The organism is Floridaenema aerugineum BLCC-F46, from assembly GCF_041929345.1.
Taxonomy (GTDB): domain Bacteria; phylum Cyanobacteriota; class Cyanobacteriia; order Cyanobacteriales; family Aerosakkonemataceae; genus Floridanema; species Floridanema aerugineum.
In genome coordinates this window covers 1-23,196 of sequence record NZ_JBHFNQ010000147.1, presented here as the reverse complement: position 1 = coordinate 23,196, position 23,196 = coordinate 1, and the positions used below count along the sequence as shown (strand labels likewise).

18 protein-coding genes are annotated in these 23,196 nt (G+C 40.5%); 9 read left to right on the top strand and 9 right to left on the bottom strand.

Features of this window, described 5'->3' with window-relative positions; genetic code table 11:
- Positions 1–33 precede the first annotated feature (33 nt).
- The gene (locus tag ACE1CC_RS19690; protein WP_413272133.1) at positions 34–1,758 is read right to left on the bottom strand and encodes a caspase family protein; all 1,725 of its coding nucleotides are present in this window, start codon (positions 1,756–1,758) and stop codon (positions 34–36) included.
- 81 nt (positions 1,759–1,839) lie between these two features.
- Between ACE1CC_RS19690 and ACE1CC_RS19685 the strand changes: the two genes are divergently transcribed.
- The 4 genes from ACE1CC_RS19685 (at position 1,840) to ACE1CC_RS19670 (ending at position 4,903) form a co-directional block, all read left to right on the top strand.
- On the top strand, positions 1,840–2,787 hold the full coding sequence (locus tag ACE1CC_RS19685; RefSeq protein ID WP_413272132.1) for a DUF2135 domain-containing protein: 948 nt from the start codon (positions 1,840–1,842) through the stop codon (positions 2,785–2,787).
- 111 nt (positions 2,788–2,898) lie between these two features.
- Positions 2,899–3,903: a hypothetical protein gene (locus tag ACE1CC_RS19680; protein WP_413272131.1), complete on the top strand. Its 1,005-nt coding sequence runs from the start codon at positions 2,899–2,901 to the stop codon at positions 3,901–3,903.
- A 69-nt stretch (positions 3,904–3,972) separates the two neighbouring features.
- The gene (rpmF, locus tag ACE1CC_RS19675) at positions 3,973–4,149 is read left to right on the top strand and encodes a 50S ribosomal protein L32 (RefSeq protein ID WP_413272130.1); all 177 of its coding nucleotides are present in this window, start codon (positions 3,973–3,975) and stop codon (positions 4,147–4,149) included.
- 157 nt (positions 4,150–4,306) lie between these two features.
- Positions 4,307–4,903, top strand: coding sequence for a sulfite oxidase-like oxidoreductase (locus ACE1CC_RS19670; protein ID WP_413272139.1), 597 nt, complete (start codon positions 4,307–4,309; stop codon positions 4,901–4,903).
- A 225-nt stretch (positions 4,904–5,128) separates the two neighbouring features.
- Here ACE1CC_RS19670 and ACE1CC_RS19665 read toward each other — a convergent pair whose 3' ends face one another.
- Positions 5,129–6,508 carry an aldehyde dehydrogenase gene (locus ACE1CC_RS19665; protein ID WP_413272129.1) on the bottom strand — a complete coding sequence of 460 codons (1,380 nt, stop codon included), beginning with the start codon at positions 6,506–6,508 and terminating at the stop codon, positions 5,129–5,131.
- A gap of 110 nt (positions 6,509–6,618) precedes the next feature.
- Positions 6,619–7,770, bottom strand: a complete 1,152-nt coding sequence (locus tag ACE1CC_RS19660; protein WP_413272128.1) for a hybrid sensor histidine kinase/response regulator — start codon at positions 7,768–7,770, stop codon at positions 6,619–6,621.
- Positions 7,771–8,368: 598 nt separating this feature from the next.
- Here ACE1CC_RS19660 and ACE1CC_RS19655 point away from each other — a divergent pair.
- From ACE1CC_RS19655 to ACE1CC_RS19640, 4 genes are all read left to right on the top strand, one after another.
- The gene (locus ACE1CC_RS19655; RefSeq protein ID WP_413272127.1) at positions 8,369–10,480 is read left to right on the top strand and encodes an AAA-like domain-containing protein; all 2,112 of its coding nucleotides are present in this window, start codon (positions 8,369–8,371) and stop codon (positions 10,478–10,480) included.
- 200 nt (positions 10,481–10,680) lie between these two features.
- Entirely contained in the window at positions 10,681–13,338 is a 2,658-nt protein-coding gene (locus ACE1CC_RS19650) for an AAA-like domain-containing protein (RefSeq protein ID WP_413272126.1), read from the top strand.
- A gap of 71 nt (positions 13,339–13,409) precedes the next feature.
- The gene (locus tag ACE1CC_RS19645) at positions 13,410–16,955 is read left to right on the top strand and encodes a WD40 domain-containing protein (RefSeq protein ID WP_413272125.1); all 3,546 of its coding nucleotides are present in this window, start codon (positions 13,410–13,412) and stop codon (positions 16,953–16,955) included.
- A gap of 417 nt (positions 16,956–17,372) precedes the next feature.
- Positions 17,373–17,594, top strand: coding sequence for a hypothetical protein (locus ACE1CC_RS19640; protein WP_413272124.1), 222 nt, complete (start codon positions 17,373–17,375; stop codon positions 17,592–17,594).
- Positions 17,595–17,727: 133 nt separating this feature from the next.
- Here ACE1CC_RS19640 and ureC read toward each other — a convergent pair whose 3' ends face one another.
- The 6 genes from ureC to ureA form a co-directional block, all read right to left on the bottom strand.
- The gene (gene ureC, locus ACE1CC_RS19635) at positions 17,728–19,455 is read right to left on the bottom strand and encodes an urease subunit alpha (RefSeq protein ID WP_413272123.1); all 1,728 of its coding nucleotides are present in this window, start codon (positions 19,453–19,455) and stop codon (positions 17,728–17,730) included.
- Between the two features lie 9 nt (positions 19,456–19,464).
- The gene (locus ACE1CC_RS19630; RefSeq protein ID WP_413272122.1) at positions 19,465–20,001 is read right to left on the bottom strand and encodes a DUF1349 domain-containing protein; all 537 of its coding nucleotides are present in this window, start codon (positions 19,999–20,001) and stop codon (positions 19,465–19,467) included.
- Positions 20,002–20,304: 303 nt separating this feature from the next.
- Positions 20,305–20,979 carry a Coq4 family protein gene (locus ACE1CC_RS19625; protein WP_413272121.1) on the bottom strand — a complete coding sequence of 225 codons (675 nt, stop codon included), beginning with the start codon at positions 20,977–20,979 and terminating at the stop codon, positions 20,305–20,307.
- A 24-nt stretch (positions 20,980–21,003) separates the two neighbouring features.
- The gene (locus ACE1CC_RS19620; protein ID WP_413272120.1) at positions 21,004–21,318 is read right to left on the bottom strand and encodes an urease subunit beta; all 315 of its coding nucleotides are present in this window, start codon (positions 21,316–21,318) and stop codon (positions 21,004–21,006) included.
- A 15-nt stretch (positions 21,319–21,333) separates the two neighbouring features.
- Positions 21,334–21,900, bottom strand: a complete 567-nt coding sequence (locus ACE1CC_RS19615) for a DJ-1/PfpI family protein (protein ID WP_413272119.1) — start codon at positions 21,898–21,900, stop codon at positions 21,334–21,336.
- A gap of 108 nt (positions 21,901–22,008) precedes the next feature.
- The gene (ureA, locus tag ACE1CC_RS19610; RefSeq protein WP_413272118.1) at positions 22,009–22,311 is read right to left on the bottom strand and encodes an urease subunit gamma; all 303 of its coding nucleotides are present in this window, start codon (positions 22,309–22,311) and stop codon (positions 22,009–22,011) included.
- A 112-nt stretch (positions 22,312–22,423) separates the two neighbouring features.
- Here ureA and ACE1CC_RS19605 point away from each other — a divergent pair, with 112 nt between their 5' ends.
- Complete coding sequence (locus ACE1CC_RS19605) at positions 22,424–23,152, top strand: ferritin-like domain-containing protein (protein WP_413272117.1); 729 nt, start codon at positions 22,424–22,426, stop codon at positions 23,150–23,152.
- The last annotated feature ends 44 nt before the right edge of the window (positions 23,153–23,196 follow it).

Here is a 23,196-nt window from a genome sequence, read left to right as displayed (position 1 = left end):
GAGAATCCCTGAGAATTTAATCAGGGGAGTACGTCAATTAACTTGTTTTTGCCATTGCCCGATCGCTTGTCTAGCTGGCTTATAAGCAGGCGTATTAGCCGGAACTAAATTAGCAGCTTGAATTGCTAAAGCAAAATTACCCTCACTAGCTCTTTGTCTAGCCAAATTCAAGATATTTTGACTCCATTGGACAATCAGAGTTTGTGCTTGGACGTGACCCGGATCTCCAGGGGGAATTTTCTGGGCCATTTTAATAGCTTGAAAGTAAGAAGAAGCAGAATTGGGGCGAATTAATCCCTTAGCAGTAGATAGTACAACTTGATTAGCTTGTTGCTTTTTCGCCAAAGGAGTCCACTGACGAATTAACCTTTCTGCATCTGCAAAAACTGGTTGAGGATCTTGGGGTACCACACTAGCAGCTGCGATCGCACCTCGGTAATTTCCCGAATTAGCCCTTCCCTGAGCAACATCCAGGATATTGCGACTCCAACGTTCAATAGCAGCTTGCGCCTCCCGATACTGTGCATCACCAGGCTGAATCTGACTAGCTTGCTTAATCGCCGCTACATAAGAACTAGACTGATTATTGCGTAACGAAACTTTTGCTCTATCCAAAGCAGTTAAGTTTTGAGTGGGAGTCACTGTACCAACAGTGGAATCGCCGCCAGAGCGTTCTGCTTGTTCGCCAGCCGGGAAAAGTACATTGCGTCCAAAAGTCGTCAACAATAGCAGTAACAACAAGACTAAACCGCCGCCCCACAGGAGAAACTTCTGCACAAAGCTGCCATTATCTTCATCATCATCATTCCCAGTCGCATCTACTGGTCTAGGTTGCCCATTGTTAGTTGATGCAGCCGGAGTTGCCGTAGCTTCTTGTTGATTACGTAAAGCAGCTTGAAAAGGATTTTCTCCAGCAGAAGTAGTTGCTACCGCAGCCGTAGCAGTAGCGCCACTACCGACTAACTGAGCAGTGACAGGACTCCATTCGCCATTACTAGAACCCACAAAGGCGGGTTGTTCGGGTAAAATTACCTGATGACTCTTTCCTGGAGGATGAACCACGATTACAGGTTCTTGCAAAGGACGACTGTGGTTTTGACTTAATTCTGGGACTCGTTCGCTTAAGTAGCGTTTTAAACTAGCCAGAGTCAAACCAGCACCCGATCGCAAACCCTCCAACAATGCCGCAGTAAACAAACCATGTTGCAGTTCCCCAACTTCATAAGAAAATTGACCAGGTTGAGAGGAAAGCACCGTAGGAATTTCCATTTCCCTAGCCAGTTCCACAGTTGGATTACCCACCACTGTTGGACCCTCTTGATGTTCCTGCTGGTGATTCATATCCAGCAACACTAAAATTGTTCCCGCTTTAGAAGCCTTTAGTTTTTCATAGATCTCTCTAATGGCAATCCCTGTAGCGCTGACATCAGCTGGGTTGCCATCAATGGGCATCAGGTAATCCTGTCCTTCCCACTTCACACCATAGCCGCTAAAAAAGAACCAAACCAAGTCATCTTGTTTAATTGCTTGCTGACATAAATGATCCAGCCATTGCTTCAGATTTTCGCCCGAAGGGTAAGTAGACTGACCTTCAATAAACGGCGAAGTATCTGAAGAGAGCAAACTGCGCTCCGGCAGAAAACTGCCCCGACTAACTACAAGGTTCCATAAACCCTGTGCGTCAGCTTGGGCGTAATTTAGAGGTTGGAAGTGTTGGTATTGATTAATGCCAATTGTGATCAACCATTGATTGCTCATAGCGTGATGTCTCCCATGTCTAGGATGCTATTGGGTAGTGCTCAACGAGATGTTATACAGTATTTATCTTGAGGTGAAATAATGCAAATAAGAACTTGGAGTTTATTGGTTTTTTTGGGGTTGGCTGGCAGTTTTTCGGCTGCTGAAAGTGCGATCGCACCATTAGCCGCCCAAGCCTACACCTCTCGCGTCAATATTACACTGGAACGACAACCAAATGAATCTTTTCAAACCTTAACCCGCAGAGCCGAAACCGTTGCCAGAGCCGCAGCACAACGCAGCTTCGACAATGACATCCTCGTGACACAAGCAGCCATAGTCGTCACAGGAGAACATATTGGTCTATCCGCACCAATTTTGACCTTAGAAGTCAGTCGGGAAAACTGGAAAAACTATCCTAACGCCCAACGCTGGTCTACCTATTACCCAAATTCTAAAGCTCTATTAAGAATTGACGATCCCACTCCTGTAGCTGCCACACCTCAAGCTGGCGAAAGACCAGAGCCAACATTAGGCACAGGCGTAATTCAAAGCACCCTTAGATGGTCTACCAGAGACGACCTTGATTTAGCCGTCACCGACCCCAGCGGTCAGACAGTTTTCTACCAAAACAAGAAAGTAGCATCAGGAGGAGCGCTAGACGTTGATAGTAACGCAGGTTGCCAAAATACCATTACTAATCCTGTAGAAAATGTATTCTGGCCTGACACCGGGGCTCCCCCCGGTAATTATGTGGTTAAAGTTAATCTTTATCAACGTTGTGCTACCCGAACCGGGCCTATTCCTTTCCGGTTGAGATTACTAGTCCAAGGAAGAACCCAAGAACTTACAGGCAATGTAGATGATACTAATAAAACTGCCAGCTTTCCCTTGAACCTTACTGCTGGAGGCGCAGCACCGGGACAAACACCTGCAAATCCCGGAAATAACACTCCCTCTGGTACTGGTAATCCAAGACAAAGACCTACTTCCGGTACAACTAACAGAAATTCACCGACCAACACCCCCCAATCCCAGATCTCTCTCTAGACTAGGCAAGTTCTATTTCAAGGAGCAGATTAAACTTAGAAAGCACCTAGCTAACCTGAATTTAGATAGAGCGCAGTCGGTGCCGATCGGGAATCAGGAGCTAGGTTAATTATGCGGAAGTTTAATCGGTCTTGGCTAAAAAGTTACCATTTTGTTTTTCCCATGTTGTTTGCTTTAGCAGGGTTAGGAAGTACTTTGGTAATAACTACCCCGGCTTGGGCACAAACTACAACTCGTATCAATAGCAATGGTACTCGTGTTGATGTTACTTTGAATCGTCAGCCAAATGAAAGTTACGAGACGTTAGTTGGTAGGGCTCAAGCGGCAGCGAGAAATGCTTTAACCCGTACTTTTAATCAAAATCCTTCAGCTAGAAGAGTTTCTGTCACGATTTTGGGTCAAAATGCTGGTCAAATTGTCCCAATTCTGGCTTTAAATGTCGATCGCCAAACTTGGGCAAGTGGTCAGGATCTTCAACGTTTAGCTACTTATTTTCCCAAGTCGCGATCGCTTCTCGGCTTAGGAACTCCCGGATCTCCCACCAATAACGTTGCTAATCAACCTCAACCTATAAACGTTGCCACTGCCGGACAGACACTTCCTAACGGTGTGCGTGTACTTCCCAACGGAATTGTAGTTACAGGAAATGGTACACAAGTACTTCCCAACGGCGTAATTGTAACTAATAACGGTGGTACACAAGTGCTTCCCAACGGTAACGTTATATCTGTTAATGCAGCCGGACAAAACGCCTCTGTTAATGCAGCCGGACAAAACGCCTCTGGTAATGCAGCCGGACAAAACGCCTCTGGTAATGCAGCCGGACAAAATGCCTCTGGTAATGCAGGGCTACAAGCTATACCTGGAAATGAGTTTGCCACTGGTACAGTATTTTTTAATAACACAGGTGTAAATGGCCTGAATAATACTACTGGCGTTGGTGGTACCAATGGAACTACTGGCGTTGATGGTGCTAATGGAACTGCTGGCGTTGGTGTTACCAATGGAACTACTGGCGTTAATGGTGTCAATGGAGTTAATGGCGTTGGTGGTGCCAATGGAGTTAATGGCGTTGGTGGTGGAACTGGAAGTACTGGCGGATCGGGAGGTTCTTAAAACTGGGTTCAATTAGTGTAGTAATGCCCTACAATAGGAGGGTTGTCTACTAATAGCAAATCCAGGACTATGGCGGTTCCCAAGAAGAAAACATCAAAGGCAAAACGTGACCAACGTAGAGCGACTTGGAGACGGAAAGCAGCTTTACAAGCTCAAAAAGCTTTGAGTTTGGGTAAGTCGATTTTGTCTGGACGTTCTACGTTTGTCTATCCTTCTAAGGATGAAGAGGAAGACGAAGAATCCTAAGAGATGGGTTGGAAGTTTGTGTAGTTTTAGCGATCGCTCAATTTTCTGTCCCGCTACCGATTCTGTTACAAAATGTAACTATAGCTGCTGACACAACAAGGAAAGAATTGCTTCTGTTGTGTTAGCACAAAAAAGTCTAAATTGTTATCGGATTTTAATGATGGGGAAGTTTTTCAAGAAACCTGGGCCTGAAATGAGCGATCGTATTCCTCCCGGTCAGTACGAAAGTAAAGGTTTTCCCGTACTGACTTATGGTAGTACACCCGAAGTTAGCATTGAAAATTGGGAATTTCGCGTTTGGGGTTTAGCAAAAGAGGCAAGATTTTCTTGGTCTGATATTATGGCAATGCCTCAAAGTAATTTCACCGCTGACTTTCACTGTGTAACTCGTTGGTCGAAATTAGATGTGCAGTGGACAGGGGTAAAAGTTACAGATTTTATGCAGCATATTGAGGTAAACCCCAAAGCTAAATATATCATGGAACACTGCTACGGGGGTTACACCACTAACATTAGTATGGAAGATTTCTGGCGCGAAGAAAACTTTTTTGCTCATACTTTATTTGGTGAACCTTTACCTGCCGAACATGGTGGCCCTTTGCGATTAGTTGTTCCGCATCTTTACGCTTGGAAAAGTGCTAAATGGATTAATGGTTTAGAGTTTTTAAACCAGGAAGAATTGGGTTTTTGGGAACGCAATGGTTATCACCGTCGGGGTGAACCTTGGGCCGAAGAACGTTACAGCGGATTTTGAGCAACTAAAATTGTAAGTAGGTGCAAATAAATAAAGTGACAATAGTTATCTAAGAATGGGGCGGGCAGGATGCCCACCCCACAGTAGTAGGGGCAATTCATGAATTGCCCCTACTGTGGGGTGGGCTCTCCTAGCCCGCCTTTATTTTCACTTTATTTACTTCTACCTACTTAGAGAGGTTTCTAAAATTGTAGAGACGTTTCATGAAACGTCTCTACAAATCGTTTAACCGATGATTTTTTTCACTAAATCTAGTTTTCCTAAATAAGGTGCATAACGTACTTTAATATCAAATAAAAAGGATTTTTTCAAGACACTTTTTTGATGGGAGAAGGTATCAAAGCTTGCTTTGCCGTGATAGCTACCTATGCCGCTATTACCTACTCCACCAAAGGGTAATTCAGAAATCCCAATGTGCATGATGGTATCGTTAATACAAACGCCACCAGATGAAGTTTTTTCTAAAATTTGTTGTTGATATTCTTGATTTTTAGAGAAGAAGTAAAGGGCTAAAGGTTTGGGTTGGTTGTTAACTAGGGAAATTGCTTCTTCGAGATTGTTATATTCTAGGATTGGGAGAATAGGGCCAAAGATTTCTTCTTGCATGATTGGCGCATCTAAAGATACTTTGTCAATCAATGTGGGGGCAATGTAGCAAGTTTCTGGGTTGGTTTTGCCGCCGAGAATAATTTCACCGCTTTTTAGTAGTTCTACTAAACGGTTAAATTGTTTTTGATTGATAATTCTACCGAAGTCTGGGCTTTTTTCTGGATCGTGTCCGTAAAATTCTTGTAGGCAATTTTTAATGCTTTCTAACAAGGGTTTTTTAATTGTTTGATTGACTAGAAGATAGTCTGGGGCGATGCAAGTTTGTCCGGCATTAATGAATTTACCCCAGGCAATTCTCCTGGCAGTGTATTCAATGTTAATATCACTATCAATAATGCAAGGGCTTTTGCCTCCAAGTTCTAAGGTGACTGGGGTAAGGTTTTTGGCAGCTGCTTCCATGACTATTTTGCCGATCGCTGTACCACCTGTAAAAAAGATATGATCGAATTTTTGTTGTAACAGTTCTTTGCTGGTTTCTACGCCACCTTCTACAACTGCTATATAGTTAGGGTCAAAGGTTTTTTGGAAGATTTTAGCGATAATACTAGAGGTGTTAGGGGAAATTTCTGATGGTTTGATTATGGCGCAATTTCCAGCTGCGATCGCACCTACTAAAGGCGAAATTGTCAGTTGAAAAGGATAATTCCAAGGTGCAATAATTAATACTACTCCCAAGGGTTCGGGATAAATAAATGCTGAACCTGGTAATTGCTCTAAAGGAGTTGCTACTTTCTTAGGTTTAGTCCAATTTTTCAGGTTTTTGATGGCATAATCAATTTCTTTGAGCACCCCAATTTCCAGGACATAAGCTTCAAATGTGGGTTTTTTTAAGTCAGCTTTTAGGGCAGATATAATTTCATCTTTGTTGTCCAAAATCGCTTGTTTTAAATTTTTTAGTTGAGTTAACCGAAAAGCGATATCTTTGGTTTTACCAGTGGAGAAAAATTTGCGTTGTTGCTGAAGAATATCTTGTACTGCAAATTGTTGAGTAATCATTTGAGTTAAAGTGTTGTTTAAACAATGGTAGAAATAGTGACAGCCAAGAGTTGATTATCATCTGGGAATGAACTCTTGGCTGTCTAATATTTAAACACAATTGCCCAGATTTAGGAAACGTCAGATTGTTTGACTGGTAAAGAGACAGTGAAACAACTACCTTTGCCTAATTCTGATTTTACATCAATGGTTCCTTGGTGGGTTTCGACAATGCGGCGTGAGAGATGTAAACCTAAACCACTACCAGATTGTTTGTGTTTACCTTGGCGGAATCTTTCAAATAATTTGGTTTGATCTTCTCTTGAAATACCTGGCCCGGTGTCTTCAACTTCTACTATAATTGAAGGTTTAGAATTGCTATTTTTATCAGCCTGATTTATCAGGTGAACTTCTACCGATCCAGCTTCAGTAAATTTAATGGCGTTGCCAATTAGGTTGATAAAAACTCGATGTAGTTCTAAGCGATCGCCTTCGACAGTAATTTTTCCATCTGAGGAATCTGTGGCTTTTTTACCTAAATCAAGATTTAAACACAAGTTTTTCTCATCAGCTAAAGGTTGCAATTCTTGAACTGCTTGTTTGAGGATTTCTGTCAAATCAACTTGGCTAAAAGTGAGTGTTTTCCGTCCAGCTTCATAACGATATACTTCTAACAATGTGTTTACCATTGCTAGGAGATTTTGGTTGCTGCGAACCATTGTGTCTAGCACTTCTAGTATAGTGGGAGAGATTTCGCCCAAGGCTCCTTGACGAATTAAACCCAACATTCGATCGGCTGCAATTAAAGGTGTTCGTAAGTCGTGAGTGAGACGGGAAACAAAATCTTCTCTCTGACGAGCAATAGCATCGCGTTCGTCTATGCTGTGTTTTAGTCGGAGAAGGCTACGTACTCTTGCTAGTAATTCATCCACTTCTACAGGTTTGTGGATAAAATCATCAGCACCATTGTCTAATCCTTTGGCTACACTAAGATTGTCGTAAGCAGTGATGAGCAAAATGGGCATGAATGGTAAACTTGTATTTTGACGCACTCGTAGGGTGACTTCAAAGCCATCCATTCCGGGCATCATCACATCTAGCAATAATAGATCGGGTGGTGATTCTTCAATGAGAGCTATAGCAGAAAAACCATCTGAAGCTGTAATAACTTGATAGCCCTCTTCTTCCAAAATAGCTTGAATGAGAAACACATTATCAGGTGAATCATCCACAACCAAAATACGGTCTTTTTCTACAGAATTAGAGGATGAAAAACGATTCATATTAGAGGAAGTTTTTGAAATGATTTCTAGCAACTGTTTTATTGTCAATCCACTTTAGTAATATTTTTTCCTACTGAGGATTTACTTTACATCATCCTACCGAAATAGATCTTTGCTGGTAACTCAAGTTACTACCTATGAAACCGCTATTCCTTAAATCCCAGTTTCTTGATGTAAATACCCGATGTTCAGGGGAAAAATATTGGGATAAACTAGGCTTTTGCAAAACAAGGGACTTACGTTAGTAATGAAAGAAAGTGCGGTTTTTGGTTTGGGGTTGAGAGTCAGGGACTATCTTAGCAGAAATGTTAATAATTATTGAGAAAATTAGAAAAATCATGAGTTCGGAAAAACATCAAGGGACGGAAGGATAAATTCTCAGGTGAGATTTCTAGGGCAGTAATTTCACTGACAGTAAGCTAAAAAATCACCTGAAAAATTAGGGTACGAAAGCAAATTTTAACAAAATGGTGTGGCGATCGCTATTCTTTGAGCCTGATTAAGGTGCCGGAATTAAACTAAAATTTGTGAATACTAAAATCAAATGATTAATTTCCTCACGCCTTCCAAGCTGAGCTAATCCGAAGAAACAGCACTTATGGAACCAAAGGAAAACCGAGAAATACCGTTAATAGAAGCAGATAGTACATTAGCCGCTATAGTCTTTACGGATGTAGAGGGATACACTTCCAAAATGGCTGCTAACCAAAATCGTACTTTGGCTTTAGTTGACCGCGACTTGAAACTAATGAGGCGAATCTGTGAACAATTTAAGGGCAGAGTAGTAGAAGATACTGGCGATGGATTGTTTATGTACTTTTCTAGCGCTGTAAATGCTGTAGCTTGTGCTCAAGAAATTCAAAAAGTAATTACTCAATTTGCTGCAGGATTGCCGGAAAATAATGTACTCAAACATCGCATTGGAATTCATTTAGGAGATGTGGCTCATTTTGAGAGTGGCAAAGTTAAAGGTCATGGTGTAAATATGGCAGCACGTCTGCAAACAGCAGCCAAAGCAGGTGGTATTTGTATTTCGCAAACGGTTTATGATGTGGTGAAAAATCGCTTGCCATTACCGGGAATTTATCAAGAGGTGCGGGAAGTTAAAGGTATTGAAGAAGCTGTAACAGTTTTCCAAATTCCGGCTTTAGATATTGGTCAATCAACTAATAAGAGAGTTTTTATTAGCTATCGCAGTCACGAGCCAGATTTGAGTTTGGCGGAAGAGTTTTATCGGGCTTTAAAAGCGGCGGGACATGAAGCTTTTATGGCGGGACAAAGTATTCGTTTGGGAGAAGGATGGCCGCAAAGAATTGAGGCAGAATTAAAACAAAGTGATTATTTATTGTTGTTGTTATCTGAAAAGTCGGTGACGAGTGAAATGGTGATTGAGGAGGTGCGAAGGGCGAAGGAGTTGCGCGATCGCAATTCCCAAGATAAACCAGTAATTCTGCCAATTAGGGTGAATTTCCCCCTCAATTCCCCATTAAATTACAACTTACGAGAATATTTAAATTTTATTCAGCAGCGTCAATGGCATAATGCTGAAGATACTCAGAAAATTGTCCAAGAAATTCTCGAAATAGTTAGAGAAGGAAGATCTCAAGAAGAAACTACAGAAGGTCAAAAACATCCTGTAGCAATATCAGATTCCCAAGCTAAACCTTTGCCTGTAGCAATTCCAGAATTACCTCAAGTTCCAGAATTACCAGAAGGTCAAGTAGAGTTAGCTTCGATTTTTTATGTGGAAAGACCCCCCATTGAATCGAGATGTTATGAAACAGTTTTACAGCCGGGATCTTTAATTAGAATTAAGGCTCCTAGACAAATGGGTAAAACTTCTTTGTTAGCGAGAATTTTACATCATGGGGCAAATTTTGGCTTTCATGCTGTTCCTTTAAGCTTTCAATTAGCTGATGGGAAAATTTTTACTGATTTGGATAAATTTTTACGTTGGTTTGCTGCTAGTATAGCTAGAAGATTACGGTTAGCTAATCGGTTAGATGATTATTGGGATGAGATTTTTGGCAGTAAAGATAACTGCACTGCTTACTTTGAAGAATATGTATTACAGAATATCAACAGTCCCTTAGTTTTGGGATTAGATGAAGTGGATTGTGTGTTTCAATATCCAGAAGTTGCGGCTGATTTTTTTGGTTTGTTACGAGCTTGGCATGAGGATGCTAAAAATCGGGAGATTTGGAAAAAGTTACGGTTGGTGGTAGTACATTCAACGGAGGTTTATATTCCAATTAGTATTAATCAATCACCGTTTAATGTGGGGTTGCCGATCGAATTACCAGAGTTTAATCGAGTACAAGTTCAAGATTTAGCCCAGCGTTATGGATTGCAATGGGAGGAGGCGGAAGTTGCAAAATTGATGGCTATGGTAGGGGGTCATCCTTATTTAATCAGGTTGGCTTTATATAATATTCAAAGGGGCGATCTTTCTTTAGAGGAATTGTTAGCAGTTGCGCCTACGGAAGCAGGGCTTTATGCCGATCATTTACGCCGACATTTGTGGAATTTACAACAGAATCCAGAATTGGCGATCGGAATTAAACAGGTGATGAATGCTACTAGTCCAGTGCGATTAGAAGCTTTATCAGCGTTTAAATTGCACAGTATGGGTTTAGTATATTTACAAGGAAATGAATGTAGTCCAAGATGCGATCTCTATCGGTTTTATTTGCGCGATCGTCTAGATTAAACTGTTAGTCATTTAAGTTGCTATACTCGGCGCGGTCACAAACTGTTGTTTTTGATTTGTAGGGGCGAAGCATTCCGGTACATATATTTGGCGATAACCAACAAATTATTGCCGGAATGCTTCGCCCCTACTCTATGACCGTGAACAGTATAGTTAAGGCAGCAGGGGAACAGGAGAGAAAATCTAAAATTTAAAATGGAATGGCTGAATTAAACTTAAGAAATTCTGCGGATATGTACCAAGTTGGGGGAAGTTTACCAGTAGATGCTCCCACTTACGTAAAAAGACAGGCAGATGATGAGTTGTTTGAGGCGTTACAAGCGGGGGAATTTTGTTATGTTTTAAACTCGCGACAAATGGGTAAATCTAGTTTGCGAGTGCAGACGATGCGGCGTTTGCAAGAGTCTGGTGTGGCTTGTGCTGCGATCGATATTACGGCGATCGGTAGTCAGCAAATCACACCGGAACAATGGTATGCGGGAGTTATTCAAAGATTAGTTAATAGTTTTAATTTGGCGGGTAATTTTAATTTACGCAGTTGGTGGCGAGAAAGAGATTTATTTTCTCCGGTACAGCGATTTCATGAATTTATTGAAGAAGTATTGCTGAGTCGGATTAATCAAAAAATTGTCATTTTTATAGATGAGATTGATAGTGTTCTCAGTTTAAATTTCCGAGTCGATGATTTTTTTACGGCGATTAGGGCTTGTTATAATAATCGGGCCGATCGCCCAGAATATCAGCGGTTAACTTTTGCGTTGTTGGGTGTAGCTACTCCTGGCGATTTAATTGATGCTAAACACCAAAGTACGCCTTTTAATGTTGGTCGAGCAATTCTACTTTGTGGTTTTCAATTAGCAGATGCAGAACCTTTACTTAAAGGTTTTCAGGGAAAAGTTCCCGCTCCTAAAGCGGTTTTAAAAGAGGTTTTAGACTGGACTGGGGGACAGCCTTTTCTGACGCAAAAGGTTTGTCGAATTATCCAGAATTATCTCAGTTGTGAAGCGAATTTTCACCCGAAAAATAAGATTTATAACCAAAAAGATTGGATTAAAAAGATTATTAGTTCTCAAATTATTGATAACTGGGAAGCACAGGATGAACCAGAACATTTGCGGACAATACGCGATCGCTTATTGAGAAGTTGCCTACAACCAGGTAGACTGCTGGGAATGTATCAACAAATTTTGCAGCAAGGGGAGATTGCTGCTAATAATAATTCCGACCAATTAGAATTACAATTATCGGGATTGGTTGTGAAAAAAGATGGGAAATTAAGAGTTTATAATCGGATTTATGAGTTAGTTTTTAATCGCCAGTGGATAGATGAATGTTTAGCTAATTTACGTCCTTATACAGATGCGATCGATGCTTGGGAAGCGACAAATAGAAAAGATGAAACCTATCTATTGCGCGGAAAAGCATTACAAGATGCCTTAGATTGGGCAGCAGATAAAAGCTTAAGTACTCAAGATTTTCAATTTTTAACTGCTAGCCAATCATTAGAAACGAGAGAAATTGCTCTAGCTCATCAAAAATTAAAAGAAATTCACTCATCTGCTGAAGATGAGTCGCAAATTGCTCAAGAAGCGGCAAGTATTGAGCAAACTGGTATTAGTGCTTTGCGATTATTTGAAAGCCAACAACTTGACGCATTAATGTTGGCAATGCAAGCAGGACAAGCTTTAAAATCGCTGATTAATGATGAGACTTCTTTAACAAACTATCCCTGCTTCAGTCCCTTAGTAGCTTTACAAACTATTTTAACCTACATCCGGGAAAAAAATAAATTTTTTGCTGATTGGCGAGGAATTACTTCCATTAGCTTTTCTCCTGACAGTCAGCATTTGGCAATTGGAGGTCGTAATGGTAAAGTACAAATATGGAGTATCTCAGGGCAAAAGTTAATTGAATTTGTAGCTCATCAAGGAGAAGTTTGGAATGTTAATTTCAATCCTGATGGACAGCATCTAGCTACCACAGGAGAGGATAATACTACTCGACTTTGGGACTTTTACGGACAACAGATTCATGAATTCGATCGTCATCGCAGTGCAGTAATTGAAGCTAAATTTAGCCCGGATGGGAAAATTTTAGTTACAATTGCTGAAGATGGCATTAAATTTTGGAATCTTTCAGGGCAACAGATAGCTAACAGAAATATTCATCCAAGTTGGATAACTACTGTTGGTTTTTACCCAAATGGAGAATGTGTTACTGCGGCATTTCGTAATGGGATAGTCCGTTTATGGAGGCGTTTTCAGCAACAACCTTTGGAACTGAAAGTGAATCAAAGTATTCCTGGGAAAATTACTGAAATTACTTTTTGTCCTGACGGACAACGCTTAGTAATGATCGAAAAAAGTAATATTCTCCGACTTTGGGACTTTTCTAAACGACGAATGTTTCACTGGCAAACAGAACATAGCGAAATTCAAACTATTAGGTTTAGTCATGATGGATTATATATTGCTACTGCTGGTAAGGATAGTACAATTAAAATTTGGGATTTGTCTGGACAGCTTTTATTAAAATTGAATGGACATCTGGGTACAGTTCGGGATGTTTGCTTTAGTCCAAATGGAAAATTTTTGGCAACCGCAGGTGCAGATGGAACATTCCGAATTTGGGATTTAAGGAAACCTTTGGTTTCGTTGTGTAGCCAATATACAAGAGTTTGTAGTGTGGGATTGAGTCCTGATGGACAATATTTAACTAGTCGAGGAGAGGATGGAACTGTAAATACTTGGGAAATTGTCAGTTTGAATGAGTTATTAGCAAAAGCTGATGATTGGTTGAGAGATTATTTACATAGCCATCCTGAAGAGTTAAAACAAATCGGAGGTGTAACTACATAGCTTTGAACTGATTGTTTCATCGCTAAATCTAGCCAAAACGAAGAAATTTAATGAATGAGGTTACAAAAGTAATGACTAGAAATTTTATAGCGATCGCTTCCAATAATACACTTATGAATCAGGATTATAATTTAGATTCTTATTATCAAGTAGGCGGTAGTTTACCACTAAATGCGCTGACTTATGTGAAGCGACAAGCAGATCAAGAGTTATATGAAGCTTTAAAATCAGGAGAGTTTTGTTATGTGTTGAACTCGCGACAAATGGGTAAATCTAGCTTGCGAGTCCAAACAATGCAGAGATTAAAAAGGGAAGGAGTTGTTTGTGCGGGAATTGACTTAACTGCCATTGGTAGTCAGGATATTACAATAGAGCAATGGTATGCCGGAATTACACACAAGTTAGTAACTAATTTTAATTTAAAAGTTAGTTCGCGGACTTGGTGGCGCGATCGGCAATATCTTTCGCCATTACAAAATTTTAGTGAATTTATTGAAGCAGTTTTATTAAAAGAAGTTGACAAACCTATTGTAATTTTTATCGATGAAATAGACAGTGTTTTAAGTTTAAATTTTTCTAGTGATGATTTTTTTGCTTTTATTCGCGCCTGTTACAACAAAAGGGCGGAAAATTCAGATTATCAACGATTGAGTTTTGCTTTATTAGGTGTAGCGACTCCTTCGGATTTAATTTTCGATAAAAACCGCACACCTTTTAATATTGGTCAAGCTATTGAATTGTCTGGGTTTAAGTTAGATGAAGCTGCGCCGTTAGCTAGTGGAATAGCGGATAAAGCTAGCAATCCTAAAGCGGTGTTAAAAGAGATTTTGTATTGGACAGGTGGACAACCTTTTTTGACCCAAAGACTTTGTAAAATTATCCGAAATGGGGAAGTTTTTATTGATGCAGGTGTGGAAGTAGAAGCGGTGAAAAATTTAGTGCTGAGTCGAATTATTGAAAATTGGGAAGTTCAAGATGAACCGGAACATTTGAGAACAATTCGCGATCGCTTTTTGAACAAAGGTGAACGTTTAGCGAGAATTTTAGGACTATATCAGCAAATTTTACAACATGGGGAAGTCACAGCTGATGGTAGCTTAGAATCAATGGAATTGCGCTTATTAGGTATAGTTGTCGAACAACATGGTAAATTAAAAATTTATAATCCGATTTATGCTTCAGTTTTTAATTTGGATTGGGTGAAAAAAGAATTAAGTAATCTGCGACCTTACGCCGAAACATTGACAGCTTGGTTAGCTTCAAATTGTCAGGATAAATCGCGATTATTGCATGGTCTAGCTTTGCAGGATGCTTTAGCTTGGGCGGAAAATAAAAATTTAGGCAATCAGGATTATGAGTTTTTATCTGCTAGCCAAAAGTTAGATAAAGAACAGGTGCAAGTTGCCTTAAATGTCCAAATTGAAGCCAATCGAATTTTAAAAGCAGCGCAGCAGAAAGCTAGAGGAACAGTTCGTACAGGTTTTGTGGGATTAGCTTTAACTACAGCTTGTGCGATCGGTGTTGCTTTTTGGACAAATACCACTCTTCAACAAGCCAACAAAGAAGCCAAACAAGCAAAAGAAGGCGTAAAATTAGAACAATCAGCAGCCAACACTTTGCGACAATTTGGAAATGAAGAATTAGAAGCTTTATTATCAGCGATCGAATCAGGAATTCGCTTAAAAGAAATCGTTAAATCCTCTCCTGTATGGTCAAAATATCCGGCTCTGAGCCCAGTATCGACTCTTCAAGATATTCTCGGTAATATTAAAGAACAAAATTATTTTAATATTCATTCAGGTCGAGTTTTAAGTGTGAATTTCAGCCCCAATGGGCAGTATATAGCAACTACAGCAGAAGCGGGAATCATCGAAATTTTAGACCTTTCGGGGAGAAAAAATATAAAATTCCAAAGTCATAATAATCAGTCTGTGCGGAGTGTAAATTTTAGTCCTGATAGCAAATATATTGCTACTGCGGGAGAAGATGGTACAGCGATAATTTGGAATTTATCAGGTAAACAATTAACCCAATTAAAAGGTCACAAAGGTGAAGTTTGGAGCGTCAATTTTAGTCGAGATGGCAAGCGCCTAGTGACTGCGGGAGAAGATGGTACAGCGATAATTTGGGATTTATCAGGTAAACAATTAATCCAATTAAAAGGTCACAAAGATGCGATTTGGAATGCAATTTTCAGCCCCGATGACAAATATATCGTCACTGCGGGTGAAGATGGAACAGCAAGAATTTGGCTGCCATCGGGAAGAGAACTCAAGAAGTTAACAGGACATCAAGGATCTGTTACTAGCCTTAGTTTTGACCCAAAGGGAAAACGCTTAGCAACTACTGGAGAGGACGGAACTGTTCGACTGTGGAATATTTCGGAAAAGTCATTAGGGCAACCTTTAAAAAAATGGGAAAACAGCCGAAGTCCTGTATTAAATATTAGTTTTAGTCCCGATGGAAAATTATTAGCAACCGCTGGAGTTGATGGTAAAGCTAGACTTTGGGATTTGTCTGGACAATTATTAGCAGAATTTCCTAATCATCAAATACGGGTGGAAAGTCTCAGCTTTAGTCCTAATAAAAAAATCCTCGCCACAGCGGGGGGAGATGGAAAAGTGCGAATTTGGAACTTTGAATGGCCGCTGACAAGTTCGCGGCAATTAGCATCAAGTTGGCAAGGACATACTGGAGAAGCTTGGAGTGTAAATTTTAGCCCTGATGGAAAGTATTTTGCTTCAGTTGGAGAAGATAAGATAGCTAAAGTTTGGAACTTCCAAGGCCAACAATTAGCTGAGTTTAAATGCCATCGGAATAGAGTTAATAGTGTAGTTTTTAGTCCGAATGGAAAGCTGTTAGCTACGGCAGGAGATGAGAAACAAGTGAGATTATGGAGTTGGGAATCAAAAAGGTTAGTGCGATCGCTAATTCATCCAGATAGCGTTTATAGTGCCAGTTTTAGTGCTGATGGCGAAACTATCGTCACAGCGGGAAAAGATGGTATTGTTCGCCTGTGGAAAATTTCCTCATCACAACCACCTATTCTGTTTAAAGGTCATCGAGACTTGGTTAATACTGTTACTTTTAGTCCCAATGGCAAATATATAGCTTCAGCCGGAAAAGATGGTACTATTCGGCTGTGGAATTTGTCGGGTCAGCAGTTAATTATTTCCGCTCATGAAGGCGAAGTTTTAAGTGTCAATTTTAGTCCAGATGGTCAGCAGTTAGTTAGTACTGGAACTGATACAACCATTCGAGTTTGGAATTTGTCTGGTCAAGAATTAAACACTTTTACTACTAGTCAGGGCGGAGTATTGAATGCTACTTATAGCCCAGATGGTCAGCTATTGGCTATTGCCGGACAGGACGGAACAACACAGTTAAGGTTGCCGTCAGGACAGTTAATTGCCCAATTTAACGGTCACGAAAGCAGAGTTTACAGTATGAGTTTTAGCAAGAATGGAAAATACTTAGTCACTGTGGCCGGAGATGGTGTAGTAAAGCGTTGGCGTGTGGAAGACTTAGATGAATTGCTCAAGCGGGGTTGCTTGTGGTTAAAAGATTACTTTATCGCTCATCCGAAAGCTGCCCGGATTTGTGCAAAAATTCTCTAATTTTAGGACTTACGGACTATGACCAAAAAAACCCGGTTTTTCGTTCTTACCCTGAAGCTGAAACAATGGAATTAGGACTTACGCACTGGCACAGTAAATTGCTCGAAAAGTTGATTAGCTTACAATAAATCTGGAATTTTACGTAAATCCTCTAGTTACTGAATAAACGGAAAGGTTCGTAATTTGACCTATGGTGCCTCAAGCTATATTTTCTATAATTATAGTGAATAGTACTAGATTCAGAAAAATTTTTGCTTTTATCCTGAGCGTCACGAGATCTGAGGTAAAACTCTTTAGGGTCTACTTACAATTAGGCATTAATAACCGTCAACAAATGCTCATTTTCAGTCTGAAACAGGGAACTAATTGTAGTCATTATTCATCTAGGTTGTTAAAAAGCAGTTGAGGTCAAAGCAAATGAAATTAGTTTTAATTGTTTCGGAAATAATCATGCTAAGTAGTTTTCTAGTTTTTTACCCTAACTTGAAAGCTCAGAATAGGGCTAAAGTTAGTTCAGAAACTATCATTATAGCTGAGGCTGTCCCACCAGATAGAGGTTCTCCTAGTACTAGAGGAAAAGGCAGAGGACGAGGTGGCAGGTTCCACGAAGACAGAACTAAGCAAATAGAATTTTTGTAACACTTCATCCTTTTTCAGCTGTTTGATCTTGATTTTTGTTAGCTAATGATCTTTCAAGGCGGCATCTGCCAGTTTCTTTTTGCTATTTTTAAGCATTTTAATCTTGTTCGTTAACTCCTCTTTCAGCAATAAATTAAAATAAGAAATATCGTTGCGCCATTGGTAAAACTGTTGCAGGTTCACAAGTTAGTAACTCTCCATCTGCTCTAACTTGATAGGTTTCTGGATCGACTTCTATTTGCGGTAAAGCATCGTTTAATTTCAAATCTCGCTTGGTAATTTGGCGAGTTCCTGATACTGCGATCGCACTTTTTTGTAACTTCAACTGTGTAGGAATTTCTCTTTCTAATGCTGCTTGAGAAACAAAGGTAAAGGATGTGGCTGCGATCGCACCCCCAAAGCTAGCAAACATGGGGCGAGTATGCACGGGTTGAGGTGTGGGAATACTGGCGTTAGCATCTCCCATTTGAGAGTATGCGATCGCCCCACCTTTAATCACAATCTCTGGTTTTACGCCAAAAAATGCAGGTTTCCAAAGACACAAGTCTGCTAATTTCCCTTCTTCCACCGAACCAACAAATTGAGCAATTCCGTGAGTAATTGCCGGATTAATAGTATACTTAGCCACATACCTCTTTACCCTGAAGTTGTCTGCTCTCTCCTGCATTTCTCCTTGTGAATTTGTAGGGGAGAGAATTCCTCTTTGCACCTTCATTTTGTGGGCGGTTTGCCAAGTGCGAATAATCACTTCCCCTACTCTTCCCATTGCTTGCGAGTCGGAAGAAATCATGCTAAATGCGCCCAAGTCGTGCAAAATGTCTTCAGCGGCGATCGTTTCCCGACGAATGCGCGACTCTGCAAAGGCGACATCTTCGGGGATGCTGGGCGAAAGGTGATGGCACACCATCAGCATATCTAAGTGTTCTTCCAAGGTGTTCAAAGTGTAAGGTCGAGTCGGGTTGGTGGAAGAAGGTAGCACATTTAACTCACCGCACACTTTAATAATGTCGGGTGCGTGCCCTCCGCCTGCGCCTTCGGTGTGGTAAGTGTGGATGGCGCGATTTTTGAAGGCGGCGATCGTAGCTTCCACAAATCCAGCTTCGTTGAGGGTGTCGGTATGAATTGCTACCTGTACATCGTACTGATCCGCGACGCTAAGGCAGGTATCAATTGTTGCTGGTGTGGTTCCCCAGTCTTCGTGCAGTTTTAACCCCATTACACCTGCAAGTACTTGTTCTTCCAGTCCTTCCGGCTTGCTGCTGTTACCTTTGCCCAAAAATCCCAAGTTGACAGGGAAGGCATCGGCAGCTTGCAACATTCGGTAAATGTTCCAAGGGCCCGGAGTGCAAGTGGTAGCATTTGTCCCAGTAGCGGGGCCAGTACCACCGCCGATCATTGTAGTAATTCCTGATGCGATCGCAGTTTCGATTTGCTGCGGACAAATAAAGTGAATGTGCGAATCGATACCACCTGCTGTCAGTATCATGCCTTCCCCGGCTAAAGCTTCGGTTCCGGGGCCAATAATAATATTTACATTGTCTTGAATATAAGGATTTCCGGCTTTACCAATTTTAAAAATTTTGCCATCTTTAATGCCAATATCTGCTTTAATAATGCCCCACCAATCGACGATTAAAGCATTAGTAATTACCAAATCAACTGCACCATTACTGTTAGAAATGGGTGATTGTCCCATGCCATCTCTTATTACTTTACCGCCACCAAATTTGACTTCATCGCCGTAGGTTGTCAGGTCTTGTTCTACTTCAATAAATAATTCTGTGTCGGCTAAACGGATGCGATCGCCAACAGTTGGCCCGTATGTTTCCGCATAAGCACGCCGATCCATTCTATAACTCATAAGAATTCCTCACAATTGACTAATTTTAAATGCTTCAAACTTGGTAGAAAAGCCATTTCCATCGGGAGAGGCACACATTAAACCCGCATTTACTGTTACTTTCGGGGTAAGATATGCCAATCGCAGCATTGTGTAATCTTCGCCATCTAAAGAGTATTTTACTTCGATCGCAGTACCACGCCTAATTACTTTCATCCAAATAGAGGGCGGATTTTCTGGTAATGGTACAACTGACCAATCGGAATAATTTCTAGTAACAACAGCACTAATTTGTTGCACACCTTCGACAAATTCAATGCCACATTTTAACCAATTAGCTTCATCTAAGCGCAGCATAATTCCCGCTTGATCGTATAAATCCCGGTACTCACCGCTAACTTTGACATCAACAACAAAGTCTCCTTGAATTGTTTGATAGAAAAAGTGACCGTTGTCTCGGATAAAGCCGTAGTGAGTCTCGCGCCAAAAGTCGGTTTTTGCGCCAGAAGTAACATTAATTGTATCACCTTGAATTTGCCAATTTGGTGGCGCGTTGTACCATTCCATAGTTAAGTTTTTGCGGTTTTAATATTTTACTGTAGTTATACCTAATTAGTTAAATTAACTCAAGTTGCTAGTTACATAGATTGTTGGTTAGATCCCCCCTAACCCCCCTTTGTAAGGGGGGAACCGGATTCAAAATGCCCCTTGGGTTCGGGGGATAATGGGGGAACCGGATTCAAAATGCCCCTTGGGTTCGGGGGATAATGGGGGATTGCCTACGGCACGCTACGCGAACGAAAACTTATCGGCTAATAATTAACAACTTACGTTAAATTACAGGTGATAACTACACTACCAATTTTGGGATCAAGGAATATAAACAGGAGCTAATTCAACTCCTAATTCTGCCCTCCACTCTGACACAGGTTTTTCCCAATTTTCTTCCCATTTTTGCGCCAAAAATGGTTTAGCTTTAGCGCCCATTCTATAGCCTACAGCAATCCGATCTAATAACAGATCCAAATCTTCTGGAGAACTTAACAAAGTTCGCAGTAAACCACCAGCTAATAAAATGATTGACATTGGTCTACGAGTTTGGGCTAATTCAAATCCTTTTAATCCCAATTCCCCAATCACATCAGTTTTCATGCCTGTAATTATATGCCAAATATCATGACTTTGGCGAATTCTTAAAAACACATAACTGACATCATCTACTACTTCAATTTTGCGGTAAAAGTTAGGATCGAAACCTGCTTCTGTGAGATAGGATGCGTATTCATATCCTAAAGATCCTTGGGGTAATTTTAGCAGTGCCTCCATATCTGGTTCAGGTGCTAGATAACGTTCGGCAATAATTGCCGCTACCTCTGGTTTTGATTTCAAAAAATCCACAGATAATTGAGCAGCTTTAATGTTACGCAAACCTTCTTCAACATCGTAAATTGAGTCAGTTTGTCCGGGATCTCTTAAAAGAGTAACTACTCCTTTTATCGTTTGTATGTAGTCAATATTGCGGCGTTGTCTATCTTTGAGAAACATAAAAAATCCTCTGATTTGCTAATTTTATGCTGTTGGTAGACTCCCATTAATTTTGCCGTTAAAGCCGTAAACTTCTCGACTTCCGACAAAGGGTACTAACACCACTTCTTTTTCGTCTCCGGGCTCAAAGCGTACTGCTGTACCTGCTGGAATATCAAGGCGCATTCCCTTAGTTTGTTCTCTGTCAAATTCGAGAGATTCATTAACTTCATAAAAGTGGAAATGTGAACCCACTTGAATTGGTCGATCGCCTCTATTTGCTACCAACATTCTTCGAGTATAACGACCTGCATTTAATTCAATTTCACCCTCTGGTGTGATGATTTCTCCGGGGATCATTTTCTTCTCCTCAAATTAATAATTATTATGCGGGTAATCCATGCGTTGCCTGATTTGTTCTTTTACATCATAACCGCAGAATTTCTCACACAGATATAGTCCTAAATCAATTGATGAAGTCACACCTCTGGCGGTTATTACATCTTCGCGATCGACTATTCTTTGATCTACTACGGAAGCACAATATTTTTCTAGTTCAGCGAAAGCATTAGGATGAGTTGTGGCAGTTTTCCCGGCTAAAAATCCGGCTGCACCAAGTAGTAAAGAACCTGTACATACAGAAACTTTGTACTTACAAGACCTTGCAGTTTGCAACCAAGAAATAAATTCTGCATCCTCAACTAATTGTCTGGTTACGACTGCACCGGGAACAATAATCATGTCATATTCTTGCAGAGATTCTTTGACTTTTGTCGGAATCAAACCTAGTCCAGTGTTATCCTTTACTTCTGGAGAATAGGAACAAATATCCCATTGCAAATCTGAGACAAATCCCATTGTTTTTAGCCGAGTAATAGGATCGTATACCCCAATAAAATCTAAAGTAGTTAATCCGTTGTAAATGATAAATGCAATCTTCATAGTTTATCAGGGAATTTTCGGGTTTCGTTAGGCGTTGGCGTAGCCTCTGCAACGGAGAATCGCAAGTCAAATCAATCTTCAGAATGAGGGCTAAACTATTAACTACAGTTATAAAATTGGGTGATGTACAGTTACCAATTTTGTCCCATCAGGAAAGGTTGCTTCCACTTGTACTTCATGTACCATTTCTGCTACTCCTTCCATGACATCTTCTTTGCTGAGTATGGTTGTGCCATAACTCATTAATTCGGCTACAGTACGACCATCTCTTGCTCCTTCTAAAATAGCAGCAGTAATGTAGGCTACTGCTTCAGGATAATTTAATTTTAATCCTCTCTCTTTGCGGCGTTCTGCTAACAAGGCGGCGGTGAAAATTAGTAGTTTATCTTTTTCCTGTGGTGTCAGTTGCATAGTTAAACTCAGGTTGCAATTATTGGATAATACTTTTTAGAATGTATCAGAATCAGCAACCATTCTCGGTTAATTTTCATAAAATTTCCAGACAAGGACTGAACTCTCGATTATGAACTTTATCACCAACATTTTGCACATTCTTACCTCTAGTGCAGCAGCTTATGTAACTGCGCGTAATATGCGAGACAGTCTGACTCGCCCAAGTATGTTAGCAGGGTTACAACTTTCTGAATCTGGCGCAGTTCCTTTTTTGGAAAAACTAAGTCAAAGGGCGACTGCTGAAGGCGATACTTGGCTAGCAGAAAAATTGGCGCGTCATGCTGCTGATGAACGTCGTCACGGACAAATTTTTGCTCAAGCTTTGAAACAATTAAACAAGCAAGTAATTGATTTTAAAAGCTTACCCAAAAGCAATAATAACAACCGCAGTCCATTTTTTGCTGCATATTATCAGGGTTACTCTAGTGAAGATTTGAAACCGGAAAATATTAACTGGGATGTATTTATGGCTAGTACTTACATCCTAGAATTGGATGCTAGCAAAGATTTTGTGCGAATGGCTAATGCTTTGCCAGAAGATCCCATTAGTAACAATATCAAAAAGGGAATTTTGAGCGTAGCAAAAGATGAAACAGGTCATGCAGCTTATCTTTATGAAGCATTAGAACGTCGTTTACCTGCGGCGGAAGTTGTGAAGTTAACTGATGAATGGCGATCGCGCAAAGTTAATGCAATTTTTGCCATGATTAATGATTTTTTGCAAAAGGGCGGAAAAATGACTAACTTGGCGCGTGATGGCGTACCTTCAGAATTAGAAAATGATCTTGTAATTAATTAGTACGTTGTTGCGCTTCAGCGCTAATAAGAGCGCTGAAGCGCAAC